The sequence below is a fragment of the Nostoc sp. genome, from assembly GCF_036919675.1.
GTDB lineage: Bacteria > Cyanobacteriota > Cyanobacteriia > Cyanobacteriales > Nostocaceae > Nostoc.
On sequence record NZ_JBALCP010000020.1, the window covers coordinates 1 to 18,448 of the forward strand.

The 18,448-nt window shown below is 39.9% G+C and carries 15 protein-coding genes; 8 read left to right on the forward strand and 7 right to left on the reverse strand.

Features of this window, described 5'->3' with window-relative positions; all coding sequences use genetic code 11:
- The coding region (locus V7K49_RS01550) for a hybrid sensor histidine kinase/response regulator (protein ID WP_335204255.1) at positions 1-2,911 on the forward strand (2,911 nt) is incomplete at its 5' end.
- A gap of 337 nt (positions 2,912-3,248) precedes the next feature.
- Here the strand turns inward: V7K49_RS01550 and V7K49_RS01555 are convergent.
- Positions 3,249-3,659 carry a hypothetical protein gene (locus V7K49_RS01555; protein ID WP_335204256.1) on the reverse strand — a complete coding sequence of 137 codons (411 nt, stop codon included), beginning with the start codon at positions 3,657-3,659 and terminating at the stop codon, positions 3,249-3,251.
- Positions 3,660-3,682: 23 nt separating this feature from the next.
- Between V7K49_RS01555 and V7K49_RS01560 the strand changes: the two genes are divergently transcribed.
- Positions 3,683-3,853 (forward strand): hypothetical protein, encoded by a 171-nt coding sequence (locus tag V7K49_RS01560; RefSeq protein WP_335204257.1) that lies wholly within the window; start codon positions 3,683-3,685, stop codon positions 3,851-3,853.
- A gap of 778 nt (positions 3,854-4,631) precedes the next feature.
- A complete protein-coding gene (locus V7K49_RS01565) occupies positions 4,632-4,976 on the forward strand; it encodes a DUF1815 family protein (protein WP_273766912.1) in 345 nt (114 codons plus the stop codon).
- Between the two features lie 422 nt (positions 4,977-5,398).
- On the opposite strand, the gene V7K49_RS01570 is transcribed toward V7K49_RS01565, so the two are convergent.
- Positions 5,399-7,468: a CHAT domain-containing protein gene (locus V7K49_RS01570; protein ID WP_335204258.1), complete on the reverse strand. Its 2,070-nt coding sequence runs from the start codon at positions 7,466-7,468 to the stop codon at positions 5,399-5,401.
- A 116-nt stretch (positions 7,469-7,584) separates the two neighbouring features.
- On the opposite strand from V7K49_RS01570, the gene V7K49_RS01575 reads away from it, so the two are divergent.
- A complete protein-coding gene (locus V7K49_RS01575; protein ID WP_334872923.1) occupies positions 7,585-8,085 on the forward strand; it encodes an acyl-CoA thioesterase in 501 nt (166 codons plus the stop codon).
- 116 nt (positions 8,086-8,201) lie between these two features.
- Here the strand turns inward: V7K49_RS01575 and V7K49_RS01580 are convergent, their stop codons facing one another.
- From V7K49_RS01580 to V7K49_RS01595, 4 genes are all read right to left on the reverse strand, one after another.
- A complete protein-coding gene (locus V7K49_RS01580; protein WP_334794254.1) occupies positions 8,202-8,399 on the reverse strand; it encodes a hypothetical protein in 198 nt (65 codons plus the stop codon).
- Positions 8,400-8,935: 536 nt separating this feature from the next.
- The gene (dxr, locus tag V7K49_RS01585; RefSeq protein WP_335204259.1) at positions 8,936-10,132 is read right to left on the reverse strand and encodes a 1-deoxy-D-xylulose-5-phosphate reductoisomerase; all 1,197 of its coding nucleotides are present in this window, start codon (positions 10,130-10,132) and stop codon (positions 8,936-8,938) included.
- A 442-nt stretch (positions 10,133-10,574) separates the two neighbouring features.
- Complete coding sequence (locus V7K49_RS01590; RefSeq protein ID WP_335204261.1) at positions 10,575-11,483, reverse strand: beta-1,6-N-acetylglucosaminyltransferase; 909 nt, start codon at positions 11,481-11,483, stop codon at positions 10,575-10,577.
- Positions 11,484-11,562: 79 nt separating this feature from the next.
- Entirely contained in the window at positions 11,563-11,688 is a 126-nt protein-coding gene (locus tag V7K49_RS01595; RefSeq protein WP_334872916.1) for a hypothetical protein, read from the reverse strand.
- A 384-nt stretch (positions 11,689-12,072) separates the two neighbouring features.
- Here V7K49_RS01595 and V7K49_RS01600 point away from each other — a divergent pair, with 384 nt between their 5' ends.
- Positions 12,073-12,339: a hypothetical protein gene (locus V7K49_RS01600; RefSeq protein WP_334872914.1), complete on the forward strand. Its 267-nt coding sequence runs from the start codon at positions 12,073-12,075 to the stop codon at positions 12,337-12,339.
- Positions 12,340-13,007: 668 nt separating this feature from the next.
- Positions 13,008-14,273 (forward strand): mannosyltransferase family protein, encoded by a 1,266-nt coding sequence (locus V7K49_RS01605; protein ID WP_335204263.1) that lies wholly within the window; start codon positions 13,008-13,010, stop codon positions 14,271-14,273.
- 107 nt (positions 14,274-14,380) lie between these two features.
- On the opposite strand, the gene V7K49_RS01610 is transcribed toward V7K49_RS01605, so the two are convergent.
- Positions 14,381-15,925 (reverse strand): ArnT family glycosyltransferase, encoded by a 1,545-nt coding sequence (locus tag V7K49_RS01610; protein ID WP_335204295.1) that lies wholly within the window; start codon positions 15,923-15,925, stop codon positions 14,381-14,383.
- 258 nt (positions 15,926-16,183) lie between these two features.
- Between V7K49_RS01610 and V7K49_RS01615 the strand changes: the two genes are divergently transcribed.
- Together V7K49_RS01615 and V7K49_RS01620 are read left to right on the forward strand one after the other, a co-directional pair.
- Positions 16,184-17,425: a DNA cytosine methyltransferase gene (locus V7K49_RS01615; protein ID WP_335204264.1), complete on the forward strand. Its 1,242-nt coding sequence runs from the start codon at positions 16,184-16,186 to the stop codon at positions 17,423-17,425.
- The gene (locus V7K49_RS01620) at positions 17,398-18,375 is read left to right on the forward strand and encodes a Bpu10I family restriction endonuclease (protein ID WP_335204265.1); all 978 of its coding nucleotides are present in this window, start codon (positions 17,398-17,400) and stop codon (positions 18,373-18,375) included. Before V7K49_RS01615 ends, V7K49_RS01620 begins: the two co-directional genes overlap by 28 nt.
- Positions 18,376-18,448 lie beyond the last annotated feature (73 nt).

The following is an 18,448-nucleotide window of genomic DNA, read 5'->3' on the forward strand; positions in this document are numbered from 1 at the left end:
CACCTATATTCAGATGGAAACCACAGATAATACTGTGGATGAACTATCGCCTACAGAAACTTCTTTAGATATCAATTTTGGGGAAACTTCAGATTCAGCATTACCCCCAGCACAGCCAGGTGATTTGTTCGGCTCTTTCGATGAAAATCCGCAACTGCTGTTTGAAGATGGAGCTACAGATGACTCCACCTATATTCAGATGGAAACCACAGATAATACTGTGGATGAACTATCGCCTACAGAAACTTCTTTAGATATCAATTTTGGGGAAACTTCAGATTTAGTCCAGACAAGCCCAGAAGTTTTAGGTACTGAGCCGAACAATAATTTAAAAACTGCCTTTGAGTTCACAGAAAATACAGATTTTGAGGATACTGAGCTTAGTTTTGTAAATGATTTATTGTTGCCAGAAACTGCTCTATCAGAAGCAAAAAACCAGGAAAAATTAGAAGAAAAAGCGGCAACAATTGACTCACAAGCTGTTAATAATTTCACCCAAACGGTTATTCAGGAAGATGTAGAAACTGATTTATGGGATCAAGGAGAGATATCTGAAGCTGCGCCAGTGTTAGAGGAAGAAAATGCTATTGTTACCTCAACTGAAGAATTAGTAACAACAGAAACCATTGAAGTAGTTGCTCTAGAAGATGAATTTGCATACTTGGAAGCATTACTACAAGAGGAAGTAGCACTTAACCCCAAAGCTACCTCAATACCAGAAGTAGATTTTGCAGCCCTGGAAGAGTTGCTAGGTACAGATAACGATAGCAATGTCTACGACGGGCTACCCCAACGCCAGCCCTTCGATACTCAGCCAGTCTTGGCTAAAAATCCCATTCCATCACCAGCCATAAAAGATGAATTTGGTGATTTGGAGAAGTTGCTGGCAGAAGCAGATCAAACAATATCCCATTCACCATTACTAAAATCTAACACCAGCAAAACTCCCCGCCCCTCTACTCGTCGGGCTACGAGATTTGAAGAAACGATGAAGGTTCCAGTTAAGCAACTGGACGATATGAGTAATTTAGTTGGGGAGTTGGTGGTAAATCGCAATACCTTAGAGCAGGATCATGAACGGCTGCGGCAGTCATTAGATAACTTGCTGATTCAGGTACAACAACTCTCGGATGTGGGCGCAAGGATGCAAGAGTTGTACGAGCGATCGCTTTTGGAAGCTTCTCTGTTAGCTGGACGCAAAAAGAAAGATTCCGGCTTTCAAGCGCCTGATTCCAATGCTGATAGGGGTTTTAGCGAGTTAGAGATGGATCGTTTTACTCCCTTCCATACACTCTCACAGCAGATGATTGAGCGGATTGTGCGAGTGCGTGAGTCGGCAAGTGACATTGATTTTGTCACCGAAGAAACTGAGCGAGTAGCAAGGCAGTTCCGCCAAGTAACCACCCAGCTACAAGAGGGGCTAACAAGAGCGCGAATGGTGCATTTTGCCCAAACTATCGATCGCTGGCGGCGAGGAGTGCGCGACAACGCCATTAAGTGTGGCAAACAAGTTGAGTTGGTGATCGAAGGTGGCGATACCTTAATTGACAAGATGATTTTGGATCATCTGACCGATCCGTTAACTCATATGCTGAATAATGCGATCGCTCACGGTATTGAAACGCCAGAAGAACGACAAGCTGCTGGTAAACCACCCGTGGGAATCATTACTATCCGTGCCTTCCACCAAGGCAACCAAACGATCATTTCCGTAGGCGATGATGGCGCAGGTATCGATTCAGTAAGGGTTAAGGCTAAGGCGGTAAAGATTGGCATGATTACGGAAGCGCAGGCAAAAGCCATGTCTCGTCTGGAAGTCTACGATCTGCTGTTCCAGTCTGGTTTTACGATCAAAGACCAAGCAGATGAAATTTCTGGTCGTGGTGTGGGTATGGATGTAGTGCGTTCCGAGATTAGCGAAATTCGGGGGACAGTGAACACCGATTCTGTGCTCGGTAAGGGAACCATCTTCACCATTCGTCTGCCACTGACTCTGAGTATTTGTAAAGCTCTCTGCTGCGTCTCTGATCGAGCTAGAATCGCTTTCCCAATGGACGGTGTTGAAGATACGCTGGATATACCAGTCAAAAATATCCAGCACGATGGCAATGGGCAATCGTTTATTTATTGGCGCGATACAGTACTGCCATTCCGACCTCTAAAGGAACTTTTAACCTTCAATCGCCAGATCAGTCGCGGCAATGTCTATGGCGGCACCAGAGATGATGATATGGTTTCTGTGGTTGTGGTGCGATCGGCAAATACCCTAATTGCTCTACAGATTGACCTGGTGTTGAGCGAACAAGAAATTGTAATTAAGCAATTTGAAGGGCCAGCGCCTAAACCCATTGGTGTAGCTGGTGCTACAGTCCTTGGTGATGGCCGTATTATGCCTATTGCTGACGTGCTGGAAATAATTGACATTTTCCAAGGACGGATTTCTACACAAATTGGTGGCAATTCTTGGCAACAGAAAGCTACTCCCCCAGACACCTCTCCTGCGAAAATTGATCCAACAGTGCTGATAGTCGATGACTCAATTACAGTCCGAGAATTGCTATCCCTGACATTTAACAAAGCAGGTTATCGCGTAGAACAGGCGCGTGATGGCCAGGAAGCTTGGGATAAACTCCGCTCTGGTCTGCCTTGCGATATTGTATTTTGCGACATCGAAATGCCCCGCTGTGATGGTCTGGAGTTACTCTCTCGCATCCAGAAAGACTCTAACCTCAACCACCTACCGATCGCTATGCTCACCTCACGGGGTGCAGACAAGCACAGACAAATTGCAGCTCAACTCGGTGCTAGTGGCTACTTTACCAAGCCCTATCTCGAAGAAGCTCTCCTCGAAGCTGCGGCGCGGATGTTGAAAGGGGAAAAACTTGTTAGCACTACAAGTAATGTTTCGTGACACTAATATTAAACGGTGAGTGAACAGCATTGTTGGAAAAATACAAGAAAAATAGCTTGTCTGTTGACTACGAATTTTAGATAAAAGATTTTAGATAAAAGATTTTTTGGTTCATGCCCCGCCCCGCACAACTCTTGGAGACGCTAACGCGAACGTCCCGCAACGCTTTCGTGGGCGGAACAAATCCAAAATTCTCAATTTAAAATTCGGCTTGCCCCATACCCTTGTGGTCGGGGTCAATCCCTTCGGGTGACGCTCCTACGGACGCTCGTTCCTCTCTACGAGACGCTGCGCGAACGCTACCGCTTCGCTAACGCTACCGCTGCGCTAACAGCAGTCACTCATGGGGGAAACCCCCAGACGCTCGCGGACTCGCTCTAAGCGTTCGCGTAGCGTCTCTAAGAGTTGCCATGCCGCAGGCTTTACGCTGCGCTAACGCCAAGGGAGAAGACCGCGCTGCTTCACCAAAATCCAAAATCCAAAATCCAAAATTGATTGACTTGGTTTTTGCTTGTTTGAGTAATGCGATCGCTCTTTGTGTCCAGTAATCGGTAGTGAGAAAATTCTCAGGATAACGATCAACTAAAATATGTTTATTGTCTTCGTAGAGAATATGGGGTGTCTGGGGATGTTCCAATCCATTTAATACCAATTCTCTGTGAAACTGCACATTATTTTGACCCCTCCCAACCTCCCCTTGGCAAGGGGAGGTGCCGTAGGCGGTGGGGTTCTTTCTATGCGTCTTCATAAAAAATTGGTATAAGAAGCCAAATGAATGTTCAAACCCCCGTTGTAATACCATTTCACTTTAATAATGATACAAATACGTTGGTAGGGGCATTGCCATGCCCCGATGAGAAATCTATCTGTATCAGGGTTTTCGTGAATTGGTATAACGGCCAGGAATTAAATGAAGCGGTGGCGGTGCGATCGCAAGTCTGAGTCAAATGCCACTTACCTGTCAGCAGGGTAGAATAGCCATTGCTACCTAAAATCTCTGTGCTTTGGTTGGTACAACTTTTTGAGGATAATCCCAAAATAGCTGAAAATATTGCCTAAATGGCAACATTGCTCTGCTGAGTTTAGGTATTGTCAGTGTTAAGTTGATCCATTGTGGATTTTACACTTAGACTTGTCTATTAATTACATGAGGTAAACTCTGTATAAAAGACTATACTTAATCTAGTTTTAGTACTGGATCTAAAATTTGCACTGTCATCTGCTCAACTTTATATATACGGGAGGAACGAATTTGGTATACCTAATCATTTATCTATATAAAATCTCCGTTAGAAAAAGAACAGATCAAACATCTAAAAAAGAGACTATAACGATGTAAAACTACGTTTTAGCCTCTACTAAGAGTGAATTTGGCTGTCCGTCGCTTCTAAAAACGAAATATGTAGCATTTCCGTACTTGACTAGTACGAGATTTAAGTTACCCTAAAAGCGGATCTCTTCTTGTAAGAATCTACCCTGGCAGAAATGTATAAAGATATAGTTAAATTTAGCAATTCTGTCCGATATTTTGAATTTGCAAACTGAATAGTTTGATACGGCGCTCAAAATCCCGATCTACTACCCTAAACAAGGTAGTCAATTAACGACTCAATATCATTTGTCTGGTAATTGTAATGAATAGTCTACAATACCAGTGGATGAGAAAATCTAAAGAAAATATAAAAGAGACTCAACTTACTGTGGTGTCTGGAGGACAAAAGTGTTTCTGAGACTAGCACATCAACATCGACAATTCGTCCAAGACTTGGTAATGAACCTGCAAGCTTTGGCGACTGTACTAGAGCGGCGTGGGTATCTTGCATCCTGCTATACCTGTGGCGACCAAATGAATAGTGCATCGTTTATGGTTGGCTTGGGTGATAACCATCTAATTCGGTTTTTAGTGTCTGATTACGGGATTACTTGGACGGAAATGCGGGATGACCGCGAATTAATGAAGTTAGAAGGTGCGGAGGCAATTAGCCAATTAGATGAACTGGCTAATCTTGTCAAGCAATCTATGCAAACTGATACAGGCTCTAAAACTCTTGCCAAGAAGTATTAAGGTTTCAAAGGTCGATCGCAAATTAGAAATTGATTATCGGTAATTGGTAATGGTGGCTTAGTTGGCGATCGCTCTTACCTATTCTCCATTACCATTAAGTGATTGGCTCGTGGCTGGCCCATCGCATATTTTTTTGTATCTGCCAAAACCTCACGAGCCGGATTTTGAGCCTTTAGCTGGAAGGTGTTAAAACACACCAAAGTCAGAGGTTGGGTAGTTGGGCGCTCCTCTTTGCCCAAAATATCATCAAAACCTGATCGCAGTTTTTGTTAGGGCTATGTAAAAGATTCAGTAATGGAATATAGCAGCTATTGAAATCGCAGGTGTTGCGCGTTACTAAGATCATCTGGTGAATCTAGGCAGTAGCAACTATCATTATATTTGCTTGACTGTGTATTTTCCCGAATTATGAATTTTTATTTCTATTGTCCATTACCAATCAAAATAAAAGGTGCCCAATAGTACGGATGGCTAAAGTCATTAACTGCTGCTGCGGGTACATTATGACTTATTGCCTTCCAGTCTCCGGTAATTAATGATACTTGAGCTTTTCGTAAAGCTTCAGTTTTAGTCAATTTCTCAGTAGATAGTATACCATAAAAAGCACTCATGAGTGCTTGTGTACCACCATCATCCACTGACCATAGCGAGGCGATCGCGGCTCTGGCGCCGGTTTGTTGCATCTGATAGCCAAAGCCCAAAATTTCCTCACCGTTACCCAACTTGCCTCCCAAGCCGGTTTCACAGGCGCTCAACACTACCAAATCTACATGGGGTAGTGACCAAGTGGCGACATTTCTAAAGTTAACGCGATCGCCATTCCCGAATAAAATAAACGAATCTTCTGGTTTACCCACCACAAAGGCTGCATGAGTCGCTAAATGGACAATTGTATAATCATCCATTTGGGGTACAGCAGTTTTGGGGCTAAAGGCATTGTCTAAAAGCTCCGTAGTATCAGGAACCGTAGCGGCTAAGTTTTCCACTTCCCGCGTTGCAAAGGGCAAACCAGCAAAAGCAACCTGTCGATTCCCAACTTTAATTTGATAATTACCTTTAGTAAAAGCACCGACTAAAACCCGCAAAGTAGATTGTTGTGGGGTATTTAAGTTAGTCAGGCTGGCAGATGTAATGTGATTAACATTGAAACGCTGCACTAGCCATTGTTTGCCATCATATAAAGCAGTTAAAGGAATATAGCGTAACTGGTCATCTGGAGCGTAAATCAGAGTTTGTGTACCTGATAGCTTCAGGTCTTTTTCTATCGGTTTAATTAGCCAGTCATACAATTGGCGTGCAGGTGCTTTGATATTTCGACTGGGATCGATTAAAGCTTGGCGGAAAGCACCAATTGTCTGATGAAGGGTTTCGCGTTTTACAGCAACGGTGCGATGAATTGGTGGAGAATCAGGAGTTACTAGTACCAATTCCAAGCTATCTTTTAAAATCAGTGGGTAGAGGAGTGCAGATTTTTGAGGTAATCGCGCCAAATTATCCCGAAGTTCGTTGAGACTCTGCAAATCCAAATTTTGCTGCCTAGCTGTCCGGCTAATTTGCTCTACCTGTGCTTTCACTGAAGGACTATTGATAAATTCGTTAAATCCATCCAGGAGTTGCTGTTGATTTAAGACTAATTGCTCAATCCGTTGTTTCTGTTCGAGCGATCGCTCTTTGGGGGAAATTTTCCGCAGTGTTGTCAGTTCTTTACCTAGCACAACAGCATTATCCAAGGTTTGCTCTAACTTTTGTTTAATTGGTTTTTCTGTTGCCGCTATATTAATACCTTTGACAGTACGTTGATTACCTGGCACATTCTGGAGATATTCCTCTAGTTCTTCAACTTTGAGTAAATCTATTGTCCTTTGTGCTTCAGGAACACGTTCCTGTTTGAGTAATCGTTCACCCAAAATGCGATATGTCTGGCTAACAGTTATGCTATAAGCATCTGGTTGTAGCGCACTCAGTGCTGATGGATTCAAGCGAGCTTTTTCACGATTAATCAAGCAATGCTTATAGAAAAAAATTGCTAACTCTGGTTTATTTTGGATATCGAATAAGTAACCTATGTTACTGTATGTTTTGCCAAGTCGAACGAGATCCCCAAGTTCTTTGTTAATTAATAGGGCTTGCTGATAGGATTGAAGTGCTTCGGGATACTTTCTTTGACTTTGGTAGATTCTGCCGATGTTATTGAGTGTTACGGCTTCCCAAGAGCGTTCTCCAAGTTCTCTGCTGATGGCTAATGCTTTTTGTAATCTCTGCAACGCTTCTTTCGATTGCTCTTGCCGAGATTCTTTGATAGCCTCTTCGTTGAGCCTTTCAATTTCTGAGAGCTGATTATTCTTGGGTAAAGCTTGAGCTTTTTCTGCGAAATCATACCTCAACTTTGCATTTGTGCTTACCTGGTTATTTTCTGGGTAAGCCATCCCAAAACCTAGTAAACTAAGTAGAGTCAAAGTAACAAGACTAACATACCGGAGATTAGGCTGCATAACAAAACACTCCCTATACTCGGAAGTGTAAATATTAAATCAAGAAGTCCGGCAACGCAATTAATTTTTATGCTATTCAATGATTTGAAAATTTATAGGTGCTTAGGAAATTAAAAATGTCAGAAGAAAAACCCAGCCAACCAAAACTACCACCAACCAGCGCCCTTGACAATCCATCAAGTCATGAATTTGGGAATTGGTTTGAATATCCTGTCAGAGTGCAACCCCACCACACTGACTATGCCGGTCTTGTCTGGCACGGTTCCTATATAGCTTGGATGGAAGAAGCGCGGATTGAATGCTTGCGATCTATAGGGATTGAATTTGTTGATTTAGTCGCTATAGGGTGCGATTTACTAGTTGTAGAACTATCGGTGCGCTATCATCGTTCAATTCAATTGGGTATGGCAGTGGTGGTAAAAACGCGCATGGCTGAGGTAACTGGCGTCCGAATCAATTGGGATTATGCCATTGTCTCAACTGATGGACAACAATTGTACGTCACTGCCAAAGTGACTTTAGTAGCTTTAGATCGCGAAAGAGGCAAGATTATGCGTCAGTTGCCGCCGAGTTTTAAGGATGCGTTGGCTAAGATTTCAGCATTAAATAATAATTGACCAAGAAAGGTTGTAAACACCACAGAAACTTTGACGGCAGTTGCATCAAAGTTAAAAATTTTGTCATTTCATATTTTATACTTCACCTTTCATTAGCAAAAGTGAAGTACCTATTTTTACTTGCCACTTTGGATCTGCGACAGATTTTGAGCAAACTGCGTTACATAATGCCAAATATCTTGTGGAGTAATGCCAAAACCAATATTTAATAAAATAAGGATTGCCGCAATAGTCAATGCATTGCTCACGGTTGCTTTCAGCAGCTTCCACAATATTATGAAGACTATCCAAGCTACAATCAGCGTAGCAATCATATATTAATTCCTTAATAATTGCCCTTATCTGAGAGTGTGTTTTTTCAGAAAGGGTAAGTTTTTGTTTTGGTAACAATCATTGGTATAAAAGATGCTAAACCCAATTTTTAATGTCCACTATGATGGGGTTTTTTGTGATAATTAACCTGGGGATATCTTACCTAAAAATGAGATAATTATTGATGTAAAATGTCGCTTTTTTTGCAAAGTTTCTGTAAAGATTTATAATTTAGTTTGGAGATAAATTATAGACATACATAAAACTGATAGCTGATCCGGAAGCCACCGACTATCTTCAATTTATTAACTTTTTGTAGTTTGGTGACTATGTTTCTGCCATAAGATTAAATGATTTCCATATTAATTGGATTAGAGGCTAGGGATTAAAAATTGGGGGCTAGTACCGCAAGGCGGAAGTCAAAAGTCAAAAGAATTGTATTCCGGGCTTTTGCACCATTTGAAATGGTATGTTTATTTACGCCGTGCTGTACTAGGCATCAATTTCTGATCCCCAGTCCAATCTGAACTAAAGGTTTTTATCGCAGAGAAATTATCCGCGAGTCAGTTTCTAACTTTTCAGTTGCAGTTAAAACTTCTTGTCTTGCCCATTTATCTGCTGCCAAAATATCATCTAAAGAGGGATTAGCACGGTTATCATTTTGATGGCGATCGCACACCGATTCGATACACCGGGGAATATCTAAAAACCGAATTTTTTCTGATAAAAATAAAGCCACAGCTTGCTCATTTGCGGCATTTAACACAGCTGGCATCGAACCACCAGCCTTACCCACAGCATAAGCTAACTGCATACAAGGATACTTCTGGTGATCTGGTTCACTGAAGGTTAAATTTCCAGCTTTGACCAAATCTAGTGGTTCCCAGTTGGTATAGATGCGATTGGGCCAAGATAGAGCATACAGTAAGGGTAAGCGCATATCTGGCCAACCGAGTTGGGCTAAAACTGAAGTATCTTGCAGTTCAATCAGCGAGTGAATAATGCTCTGGGGATGAATGACAATTTCGATGTTGTCATAATCCAACCCAAACAGAAAGTGAGCCTCAATTACTTCCAGTCCTTTATTCATCAAAGTAGCAGAGTCTACTGTGATTTTTCGCCCCATCGACCAATTAGGATGTTTGATGGCGTCAGCAACGGTTACATCTGCTAACTTTTCTACATCCCATTCTCGGAAAGCCCCACCAGATGCAGTGAGCAAAATTTTCCGTAAGCCTGCCTTTGGCACACCTTGGAGGCATTGAAAGATTGCGGAATGTTCGGAATCGGCTGGGAGTAATTTTACACCGTGTTTTTCAACTAGGGGTAGAACCACAGGGGCCCCAGCAATCAGGGTTTCTTTGTTTGCTAAGGCAATATCTTTACCAGCTTCAATAGCTGCGATCGTGGGTAGCAAACCAGCACAACCAACGATACCAGTGACAACGGTTTGGGCATCGCCGTAGCGAGCGACTTCTATCACTCCGGCATCACCTGCCAGTAAAATCGGTTGGGGATCGAGGTCAATGAGAGCTTCTTTGAGTGCTGGTAATTTATCTTCTGAGCAAATTGCTGCTATTTTCGGTCGAAACTGCCGAATTTGAGCAGCCAACATCTCTACATTGTTCCCAGCTGCCAATCCCACAATCCGAAACTGATCTGGGTACTGAGTGACAATATCTAAAGTCTGAGTACCAATAGAACCAGTGGAACCAACGAGAGTAATCGCTTTCACAATTGCTTAAGGATTTACAAACAACTCTCACTATAAATTGCTTGGGACTCTTTAATAACAGCAATCACTATAATCGATACACTGATGCAAAGGAGAGACGCAAAGAGGGGGAGACGTAAAGACGCAAAGAAAGAAAATATCCCCCTGTCCTCTATCCTCCTCCAAAGTGGCGATTATTATTTCTATTATCAATGTTTTGAGTATTTAAACTGATTGACAAAAGGCACTTTATGTTAGTCTCTTACGGATACTGGTAGACTGTCCGCTCGCCAAACAATCGCGGCTGGCTCAACGTCAACCTTGAGCAATTATCTAAGTGTTCTTGAAATTACGTTTGGTTAGCGGATATTTTACCCAAACCACTCTTTTTTGTCCAAAGTTCAATAGTCGGGAACATTTATTATTTTTTCTCTACGACCAAAATTCAAAATTTATTTGCAAGTTAAGATTGACTCAATATCATTTCATCAATCATATCTAATATATCCGGGTCTATAGTCATATCAAACTTCCTGGCAAATAATTTTTCTGATTCTCTAATTTTATCAAAATCATTTTTTTCTAAAATTTTTGGGTGAAGGGCATTAATGTTAGACCAGTCTAGATATGTCAAGCGAGTGTTAATAATTTTATCCTTAAAAGGCGAATTTACAATTAGGATCTGATAAAACAATTCATCTGGACAATAAGTGTAATTAAAACGATTAACAAACTTAGGGTTTTGCTTAACAAAATCATTTATCCATTTTATGGATTCTCCTGTTAAGCACCAAAATGCTGAACCTCCATAAAGAGCAAAGCCTTCAGGAAATTTATATCTTTTCGGTAAAAGCAAAATCAACAATGAATATAAAAAAGAGTTAATGCGAGATTTAAACTCACGCTTTTCTGGGATAAAAAAATCCTTATCTTTCCAACGTATATACCAAGATTCTAATCTTGTTAAACCTCCACGATACCATTTATTACAAGGTAGTGGGAAATACTCTAAAAATTCTCTACCTTTATTTTCTTGGAGAAACTTCTTAATCTGTTCATTTGACTTGATCAAATAGTCTTGACCCGATAAGTATATAACATAATCGAAGTAAATACCTGTTCCAATTATTGATTTTATTCCTTCAAGACTAGCTCTGACAATATCAAAACTTCCCCATGCTAAATGATATCTCTTTATGAAAGAGACATTTGGAAAATCCTTGAGTTGAGTCAGCACGTGATGATAAATTTTAGAATCCGCTTTTTTATCTATATGTATAAAAAATGAAACATCATCTGTGTTTAGTTTATAAATAAGACGTACTAATTGTTCCGGATATTTATGCGCCAAAATTACATATGCTATTTTCATAAAAACTGCCTTATTAGATAAATCAAACTTCTTTGTCTACAAGCTGTTTTTGTGTCACCTCTAATTTAGCCAGCCAGGTTCAAAGCATTGCCTGTTCAATTACTCGCCGATTATTTAATTCCACAAACTCAAAGCCTTGGCTAAACTGTCGTCGGTAGATATTTTCCGAGATTTGACTGTAGCGACTTAGATTTGTAAAGTTCACTTTTCCCAACATAATCCTAACCATAGTAACTAAAGTTACTAAGTATTTATGATCAGGTTTGCTAAATTACCCATTTGGGCGAGTATCGTTTCTACCGTATTCATAGCTGATTTAGCAGTATGCTTTTTTGAACTATTTGCAGCCTACAACAATAAGTGGCTTTTTTATCCATTGGGGCGAAAACTGTCCGGAGTATTGTTAAATTAAGCGAAAAGGCTGATGGAGGCGTCACAATTGTTTTGCAGATTGGTAGTAAAATTGAATTTAGGAAAAAATTATGTTGATGGTGTATGCTCTAACCTTTGCTCTAAATACAGTATGAAAGGATAAAGAAATGCAGAATATGTAAAATTTCAGGAATGATTTAGGGAACTTTTAGAAGTCGTGAGTTTAAAAACAATTTTTAATTGGGGCAAAAAACAGCCTACTAACTGGGAAGAGTTAGTTTCGACTTCAGATGATACTTCTTCGTTTCTTGTAGCTAAGGTTGAAACTCCCTTTACAGTTGATAATGATGCATGGTTATTCAAAAGTATATTTCGTGTGTCTACCTGGGAAACATATAAATATTTATTACTTAAGAAATTAGGTTTAGGCACGCTAGCATCCCAATTTTCCAAGAAGATAAAAGAAAGGGAATATAATTCGTGATTGGAGCTTACAAATTCAAGTGGAAGGCCATAAAATTGCAAAAACTTTGGTAAAGATTTAAATATTCCTTACCATCTAAAAACGGTATACTACTAGAAAGTAACTTTTCACTCTCACCCCATTGAGTGGAATAAAATTCAGCCAGAACGTTTGTTGATGCAGGAGTTAATATACTTTAACCAAGCTAATAAATATAAATAACTCGCTAAAAACGCACTTAATCTTTATCAATGGGTTCTCAGTAACTTTGATAATATTCTTGTTATCATAGGTTTAACTTTAAGTATATCTGCAATATTTTTATTGTCATATATTGTTTATAAAAGTAGACGAAAAATTACTCAGAACAGATTAATATACTTAGCCACTATATCAGTTTTATTTATGCCATATATCCTGCTCAAAATGCACGACAGATATATCTATCCTGCTGATGTATTTTCTCTAATCTTTGCCTTTTACTTTTCCCGATATTTTTGGGTGGCTATCGTTGTGCAAATGTCCTCATTTTTTGGCTATTGTAGGTACTCCTATATATCCACTTATTTTCTATATCTTTAGGTTTTAGACTCTGGTTTGTTGTGTGAAATTGTGACATTATTTATCCAAAAATCAAAGCTGACTTTTGCTAAAATCTCAATTAAAAGTTAATTTATCTATCTGCAAAGATGAATACAATGAAAAAGTTTTTGGCTAATGACTTATTTTTTATCATAGCAATATGGTTGTCTAGTAGACTTCTAATAGTTATCGCTATGTTACTGATTGCCCCATTGTTTCCAACTTCATCAGATGGTGTTGCTGCCACGTTTAGTTGGGATGTTTTCTCTGCTTGGGATAGTGTTTGGTATGAGAAGATTGTGACTTCTGGTTACGATTTCTCCAGTAACGTGAAGGAAATGCACACAGTTGCGTTTTTCCCTTTATTTCCATTGTTAAGCCGGATAATTATGTTCATCGGCTTGCCTTTGAAAGTGGCAGGTATATTAGTTAACAATGCGGCTTTTTTAGCTGCCTTGATCATCCTTTATTTTTGGGTACAGGAGCTTTACAGCACAAGCACAGCACGATGGGCAACAGCTACTTTAGCATGGTGTCCCTATTCCCTTTATGGAACCGTAATTTACACTGAAGGTCTGTTTTTGTTGTGTACCACATCTGCCTTACGAGCTTTTGATAAAAAGCAATATATTTGGGCAGCATTCTGGGGTGCATTATCTACAGCGACGCGACTACCTGGAGTTGCTCTTATCCCCGCTTTTCTGTTTGTTTCTTGGAAAGAACGTAGAGGTATAAAAGCCTATATTGCTAGTTTAAGTGTTGGTTTGGGTATATCTTTGTACAGTCTTTATTGTCAAATTCAATTTGGTGACGCTTTGGCTTTTATCCATGCACAAAAAGCATGGCGTGGTGATGCAACAGGATTTGCTTGGCAGGGTTGGTGGCAGATGCTGATGCAAATTACGATAGGTTTCACTAATTGGAAATCTGGCTATATTAAAGACCCTTTGTATCTGTTATTTTCTCTAATAATTATTGTTAGTGGCTGTTTTTTATGGCGCTTTCGTGTACATCTGGGGATGATTAAATTCCGCTATGGATTATATTTTTTATGGCTATCGTTGTGGGTATTAACAAAAGATGAATTAGTTAAAATTGCACTAGTTTTTGGTGGGATATATTTACTATGGTTATTACGGGCTAAAATTCCCCTTGTTACTGTTGTCTATGGGTTTTCTTCCTTCGCTTTAATTTTAAACACTGGGATTACAGCCTCATCTGAACGCTACGCTTACGGGATTATATCGCTGTCAATGGCATTTGGGTTATTACTTTCCCATTATCCTCGTTGGGGATACCCAATTATGTACTTTTTTGGAATACTAATGTTCACATTTTCTATTCGATTTGCCCACGATCTTTGGGTAGCTTAGGTTGATTAATATCATTCATTGATCGTTTACCGATAAATAAGATACCTGACTTCGTAAAAGTTGTCGGGTATCTTAGGTAATCTGCTATCTAATATTCGTTAATATAATTAGTTTTTTGTAACCAGTGTAAATCCGTTAGCTGCTCCTATAATTTTACTACCAGTTAAATTGATTTGCTGTAAAACCGCATTGTCTAACAGTAAATAAGATTTATTAGATAACATTTGTTGTAAAAGTGGCACAGTTGTAGCAGTTACCTTGCAATCGCTGTAAAAGTCCAAACTAGGACGCCCATAAGCAAAAGAGGTGTAAATTTGTGTTCCTGGTGAAACATTTGCCCGAATTAAGTCTGCTACTGGTTTAACTGGAAAAGCTTCCTTTAATTCCCAAATCCATGATTGTGAACTCATCAATAGGGTTAAAACTAAATACATCCCTGTAAATAACACTGCAATAAAGTTGCGATCGCGCTGTTTAACTAGCCAGGCTGCGGTGGCCATACTTATTGCCAAAACAATACTCATGACTATTAAAATAGGCTCTTTATTTGCAATAATAAAGTAGACACAACCTCCTAAACCAGCAAAAGCAATAATAGCCAGAAATATTGTCCAACTTCGCACTCTAAAATGACCGGACTGCCAAATTTCGCTAAGTTTAGCACCAATTGCCAAAGCTAAAAATGGATATACAGGCATAATATACCACGGGAGTTTAGTTCTCATTAAAGAGATGGTTCCTAAATAAACAATTGTGCCAATAATAATTAGGCAACCCCAGGTAGTATGACGTTTTTTCCAAGCTAGATAAAAACCTCCCGGTAAAAATAATAACCAAGGAAAACTATACTTAATTAACTCAATTAAATAGTACCAGGGAGGGCCACTATGACCTTCAACAGATTGTGTAAGGCGATCAAAAGTTTGTGCTTGAAAATTCACTTGGAAGAAATTTCCGCCATAATGTTGCCATTGAGCAGCAAACCAAGCGATCGCTGGTGCATTTCCTAAAAATATTCCTACTAATAAATAGGGACTTGTTAACAAAGCAAACTGCCGATCTGCAATCAGGAATAAACAAGCGATCGCCCCTAGCAGCAAAACTATCATCCCTTTAGTTAGAGTAATTAACCCTAGACAAAATCCCACGCCTAAAGCATACCGACGATTCTGACGTGCTTTTAGCAAACAAAACAACAACAGCAAGAAAAAGGTAATAGTTGTACCATCTAGCATTGCTAGCCGTCCGTGACGCAGCACAGGCAACATCGTCAGGTAAACTAAAGCGGCAAACAGAGCTGGTAAACTTTGGTTAAAAAGCAAACATCCCACCAAGTAAAGCAAAGGCACTCCCAAGGCAGTTAACACTGCACCCGGCAGACGTGTTGTCCACTCATTCACGCCTCCAATCGAGTAAGTCCAAGCAATTAGCAAGTGCATCAGGGGTGGCTTATTATAATAAGGTTCACCTCCCAAGGTGGGGTAAAGCCAATGCATTGAACCAAGTGGGGCACGCCAAATTTCACGCGCAACCTGTGCCACAGTACCTTCATCCCAATCTCGTAAAGGGGAGTTTCCCAAAAATATCAGCCATAGAACTAGAGATATTACCAGTAAGCTAAATAACCATTCTTTTTCTCGGAATAGACGCATATTTAAAATCGGGATAATCATATCAACCACTGTAAGGCGGTATTGTACCCCAGATTCTGCAATGGGAGTTTGGTTAATTTTGTTTTAAAATCGGCGTTTATCCGGTGCGATCGCTCAGAATGCCAGCGTTAATCATGCGGTGATATTCGTCAATCGTCCACTTAGCAACTATTGCTACAAGGATTTGACGATTAATTACGCTTATGATTAAGGGTTAAGTTAGAAGGTAAATGCTATGAGTAACCACATTAAGAGTCTATGGTAACAGCACAACCTATCACTATTGATTTGTTTGCTGGGGCTGGCGGCTTTGGTCTAGGTTTCGAGATGGCAGGTTTCTCTGTTCCTCTATCCGTTGAGATTGATGCCTGGGCTTGCGATACGCTGCGCCATAACCGCCCTGATATGACAGTTATTCAACAGGATATCCGTGATTTAAACACTGGAAGTAGCGTTAAGGATATCTGTCACTTCAAGCCGGATATTGTTATTGGTGGGCCTCCATGTCAAGGTTTTAGTATTGCCGGCCCAGCACAAAAAGATCCTAAAGACCCTAGAAATAGTCTATTCATTAACTTTGCTGAGTGGATATGTTTTCTCGAACCTAAAGCTTTTGTAATGGAAAATGTTAAAGGTTTACTTTCGCGCCAAAATCTTGAAGGCAAAAAAGTAATAGATATAATTAAAGAAACTTTTGAGCATCTAGGATATTTTGTAGAAGTATGGTCATTAAATGCTGCTGAATATGGTGTACCACAAATTAGAGAGCGTATTTTTATTGTTGGAAATAAAACAGGAAAAAAATTAGGTATTCCTCCAAAAACACATTCGTTAGATTTTTTGCATATCAATACTCCTAAATTATCAATATTTGCCTGCATGGGTTTACTTCCTGCCATAAGTTTATGGGATGCTATATCAGATTTACCACCACTGAATGCACGTGAGGGTGAAGAGGAACAACCTTACATTTTAGAACCTCTCAATAACTATCAAAATTGGATCAGGAATGGCAGTCAAACACTTTCCAATCATGTTGCAATGGATCATTCCCAGAGGCTTGTAGAACGCTTCAAACATATTAAATGGGGTGAATCAAGTTCAGACGCACCAAAAGAACATGGGGCTAGACGGCGTAGTGGAAATGGTGAGTTATCTGAGATAAGTTATGACCAGAATAACCGACGTTTAAATCCATATAAACCATCACATACAATAGCCGCTTCGTTTTACGCCAATTTTCTTCATCCTTTCCAGCATCGCAATTTGACAGCCCGTGAAGGGGCACGTGTCCAATCTTTTCCTGATACTTATCGTTTTCTAGGGAAGAAGACTGTTGTATCTCACAAGTTATTACATCGGGAAGAGAGATTTGATGAGAAGTTTCTTTGCCAGTACAATCAGGTAGGTAATGCTGTACCACCTATTCTTGCTAAAGCGATCGCACTTCATCTTCAAGATAAATTAGAGCTATGCCAAAAAGCGATAGGAACCCTTTAGTTCACGGCTCTAATCTTGAACAAAAGGAGAATCACCGCACAAAATACAGAGATGTTGAGAGTAAAAAATATCTCAGTGAGATTAGAACTGAGTATGATAAGTGGCGTTTAGCTAATTTCCAATTAGTTGGCCCTACATCAACACCTACTGATCAAGATGATGCAATTATTGCTAGTAGGGTAGAGCTTCTATCAAAATATAAGGACTTTTTAGACCAGCAGCACTATGCTGAGAAGTTTGATTCTAGATCCAACCTTCACTCTAGTGTGCTGGAGGAATTTCTCTACTATCTGTTTAAAGATTTAGTCAGAGACTTTGGAGAAAATGCTCTCATCGGCAAATCACATACGTTCAAAGATATTTTCTTTGTGCCGCCAAAATACTCTGAGATGCTGAAGCGACCGTATGCACGTATTGAAAAGAAAGATCATGACTTTGTAATTGGAGCCACTATTCAAGCATCATTTGAAGCAGCAACCCCACCGGAGAAAGATGAAAACCCTGGTGAAATACTCTCGCTTCTTAAAGAGGAACCGGAAAACTACTCTGAAGTTACAGTTACAGGAAACACTGAAACGCACATTTTCGATATTCCAGTTGTTGCAATTGAATGTAAGACATATCTCGATAAAACTATGCTCGAAGGTTCATCACGAGCAGCAGAGGACTTAAAGGCAAGAAATCCAAATAGTTTATATGTTGTACTTATGGAGTGGATCAAGTTGACCAGTGATGTCAATCTTCGCAAGTACAAGGTTGACCAGATTTACGTACTACGTCAGCAAAAAAACACTGACCGAGAATTTAGGTATGAAGAAAAATATCTTAAAAATTCAATTAACCCAGTTGTAGTTCAACATCTATTCCATAAAGTGCGGAAGCATTTGAAAATGGACTGGACTGGCGGAATTGAACACGGCATAGAGTGTGGATGGTTAATTGACGAGTAGCTACTGACCTTAGTCGGCGCTTGTGACATTTGTGTAAGTCATGCTTGTTAATGCTTACCTCATCAATCTAAGA